Source organism: Psychrobacter sp. TB67, assembly GCF_000511065.1.
Classification (GTDB): domain Bacteria; phylum Pseudomonadota; class Gammaproteobacteria; order Pseudomonadales; family Moraxellaceae; genus Psychrobacter; species Psychrobacter okhotskensis.
In genome coordinates this window covers 1-3,806 of record NZ_AYYA01000079.1, presented here as the reverse complement: position 1 = coordinate 3,806, position 3,806 = coordinate 1, and the positions used below count along the sequence as shown (strand labels likewise).

The window sequence follows — 3,806 nt, the reverse complement described above, 5'->3', positions numbered from 1 at the left end:
TTTGAGCTTGAATCTTTGCAGGAATGGTTTTATCAATGTGCTTTTTATGCCATGATCGTAGGGTCTCAGGCGTGCAACCTATCTTTGGCGCTATGGCTTTGATGGCTGACCAGGTGGATGGGTAATCGTCTTTAGCTTCAATTAGCATACGGACGGCGCGCTCTTTCATTTCAGGAGTGTAGGTTTGTCTTTTCATTGTCGTATTCTCTCAGAATGTTAAGTCTCCGACAATACCGGGGCGGTTCAATGTGTGTGCTAAGTTATTCTCCAATAATAATCTTATCAGGAATCCACACTGTCATTATTAATGAGGATTTGATGAATTTCTACGAGCGAAATCATAATTTGTTAGATGTCAAAAACTCAACTATTGAGGGGCTATAAATCTTACTTCATGGTATATATGCGCTTATATTTTGTGCATTTGAGACATTAAAAAAGGCTACTAACACTATGCTATATATAGCGTTAGTAGCCTTCGTTTAAATTGATATTTTACTCAGGTGAGGTTGTTAATATTAGGGTTTGACTGATAAATAGAGAAAAATAAAATTATGAAAAACTATAATCCGAGCGCAACCGAGCAAGTGATACTACTAACACCAAAGGGGCTGCTTAACGGCACCGAGCACTATCTGATTCCGATGTATCAGCGTAATTATGCTTGGGGCAATAGTGAGATTGAACAGCTTATTGTCGATATTATGGACGCTCAAATTGATGCGAAAAGTTCAAAGGAACATAAGAACTATTATCTAGGTACACTGGTAGTATTTGAAAGACCACAACTATCTTCAAAACGTACAGTGTTTGAAGTTATTGACGGTCAACAACGCTTTACTACTCTGAGCTTATTAATCATATATCTAAAGAATTACTTTACAACTATAGATAGCGACTATGATATGTCATGGTATACAGAACAAAACATTGAGTTTGAAAGCCGTCCGAAATCTACTCAGACGTTAGAGTTACTACTGAATGACAATCTAGAAACCTATGAGCACCTTCATGAAGCTAAGCTAAATCCCGCTATTATCAACGGCTATACGTCTATTAGAGAAGTAATGGAAAGTAAATTTATTTCCCCTAATAATGATAACCAACAACCCACTACAACCCTTCAAGAGTTTTGTGATTATCTATTTCAATATGTACAGATTGCTCGTGTACCTGTGCCTGACGAAACGGATTTAAATCATTATTTCGAAGTTATGAATAACCGAGGTGAGCAATTAGAGAAGCATGAAATTATTAAAGCACGTTTGTTGTCAGTCATTGAAAAGGCAAACGAAAGTGAGATAGCGCTTGCGGACAAACAACCAGTTAAAGCTTTGATTCATGATGTTTGGGAAGCCTGTGCCAATATGAATAAATACGTACAGTATGGCTTCAATACTACTTTACGCTTTAAGTTGTTTTCAGAGAATTTAACTCTTTTGCGGCCTAAAGATTTTGATGAACTGCTTAGGATATATAAAGACTCTGATAATCCTAACAATTCCCAGCCAGATAATGAACAGTATTCTGACTGTAACAATGATGCTCAAAACAATAAATTGAAGCCACTTCCTTCTCTTTTCCACATCCTTGAAAATGGTTTTGCCAGTCCACCTAACCCTAGCAATACCGCGGATAAAGAAGAAGATGACGGTAATAGTGAGACTTACTATAGCTTAGTGAATTTCTCAAGCTTTCTTTTACATGCTTTGAGAATCATGGTTAACGTGCAGTCCTCATATAAAAAAGACATCGCACTTGATGACAAACAGCTGCTAACCCAGTTTGAAACCTTTATCTTAAAACCATCCAACTTAGAAAATGCTCACACTTCAAATACTGAGCAAAGTATAGAAACTAACAATCAGATAACGCCTTTGTCTCAAGTAAAGACCTTTATATACTCATTACTTAAAAGCAAATTTATCTTTGATCACTTTATAATAAAGCGCAACACTCAAGACAGTAAAGGACAATGGACGCTTAATAAGCTAATCAAGAATGAAGATAAAAAAAACAGCTACTACAAAAATAGCTTTGAGACTGACACTGACAAACTAGTGATGTTGCAAAGTGCTTTTCATGTCTCAACTCCTACTACGAACTATAAGCACTGGCTTAATGCCGTTTTATATTATGCTTGTAAGCATTATAAACATGATGAAATGGGGCTTAATAGCGTAGCGTATCTTGACCATTTAGAAGAGATAGCTCGCGCCTTTATGTTAAAGCGTTATTTGACTGATGAACCTGATGATTATCATAAAATCATTTATCAAACCTCAGACTTCAATAAGCTATTGACTGAACATACCCATGACAACTTGAGTACTGATAATCTACGTATACAAATTAAGCAGTATCTCAGGTATGGCAATATCCGCAACATTTTTGTATTTAATTATTTAGATTATCTGCTTTGGTTAAACGGTAACTATCCTAAGTTTACCTTTACCGCTAGAAGCTCTGTAGAACACTTTTATCCACAAAATAAGCGAAACGACAGTATATTTTTGGAAGATAAAGACGCAAAAGATTCACTGTTGCACTCTTTTGGTAATTTATGTTTGATTAGCCATAGCCTTAATTCACGTGTGAGTAATGATATGCCTGATGTTAAGGTAAAGTATTTCTCACAAAATGGAAATATGCAAAGTGGGCAAATCGATAGCTTAAAGCTACTGAAAATGATTGATTGCATACAAGGTAAACCAGATGCGTGGGATAAAAAAATAATTGCTCAGCATGAAACTGAAATGTTAAATATTATGCTGCAAGGGCTAAATTTAGCAGGTGTATCTTATGAGTAACGTGGACGATATAGAAATATTCACTCAAAACCGTGTCATACGCTTTTTTACCGATACGCTAGGCTATCGCTATCTATGCAACTGGCAGTAAAAACATAGAGCGCGACACCTTGGAGCAATGGTTGAAAAAGTACGATTTTAGTATGCCCTGATCACACGTGCTATCAGTATCTTGAAAAAGGCAACCTTTTTAAGAAGTGGCATCAAGCTTGACCTCTGCTGTCAAATCTGTAGACATTAACTTGAGAGATTTTAATCAATAAATAGTCTGGTCTGGTCAGATCGATGTGAACCGCCCCGACTTTATCGGAGAGTGATTTACTTGAGTCAGGCAGCGATGCCTGACAGGGTTAAATTATCATAATACCGCTTTTCAAACTCAAAGGGTGACACATATCCAATCGTGCCATGTAAACGGGTTTTATTAAACCAGTCCACCCACTCAAGGGTTGCCAGTTCAACATCGTTCACACCAGTCCAGTTCTGCTTTAAATAGTCAATTACTTCAGATTTATAGAGTCCATTGACCGTTTCAGCCAGTGCATTGTCGTATGAATCACCTGTTGTACCAACAGAAGCAATCACGCCGCAGTCCGTCATCTTATCGGTATAGCGAATAGATAAGTACTGAACCCCTCGATCACTGTGATGAATCACATCTTTGGGATTGTTTCTATCTGTTATCGCTTGATTTAATGCTGCCATTACCATATCGGTATTCATACGATTAGATACTTTCCAGCCGACGATAGCGCGAGCAAACACATCAATAACAAAAGCGGTATTCGCCCAGCCGCTTATCGTCTTGATATAGGTAAAGTCTGCCACCCAGAGCTGGTTAGGGCGATGAGCGCTAAAGTTACGATTAACCAAGTCATCAGCACGCTTTTGATCATCACGGCTGTGAGTTGTTATTTTACCCTTACCGCGCCAGACACCTTGTAGGCCATGCTGTCTCATTAAACGCTCTATGGTACAACGAGCAACCTTTAACCC

Annotated in this window: 2 protein-coding genes and 1 pseudogene; 1 reads left to right on the top strand and 2 read right to left on the bottom strand. The window is 37.8% G+C overall.

Going from position 1 to position 3,806, the window contains the following annotated elements; all coding sequences use genetic code 11:
- Positions 1-196, bottom strand: a pseudogene (locus W293_RS0114220) (IS3 family transposase); the annotation flags it as partial.
- Between the two features lie 358 nt (positions 197-554).
- Here W293_RS0114220 and W293_RS0114215 point away from each other — a divergent pair.
- Complete coding sequence (locus W293_RS0114215; RefSeq protein WP_025653067.1) at positions 555-2,810, top strand: DUF262 domain-containing protein; 2,256 nt, start codon at positions 555-557, stop codon at positions 2,808-2,810.
- A gap of 327 nt (positions 2,811-3,137) precedes the next feature.
- Here W293_RS0114215 and W293_RS0114210 read toward each other — a convergent pair.
- A partial coding sequence (locus W293_RS0114210; RefSeq protein ID WP_025653066.1) for an IS3 family transposase occupies positions 3,138-3,806 on the bottom strand: 669 nt, incomplete at its 5' end.

Bases quoted from the DNA above. Each gene is read 5' to 3' on its own strand.
- W293_RS0114215 (WP_025653067.1), top strand. From the start codon at position 555: ATGAAAAACTATAATCCGAGCGCAACCGAGCAAGTGATACTACTAACA.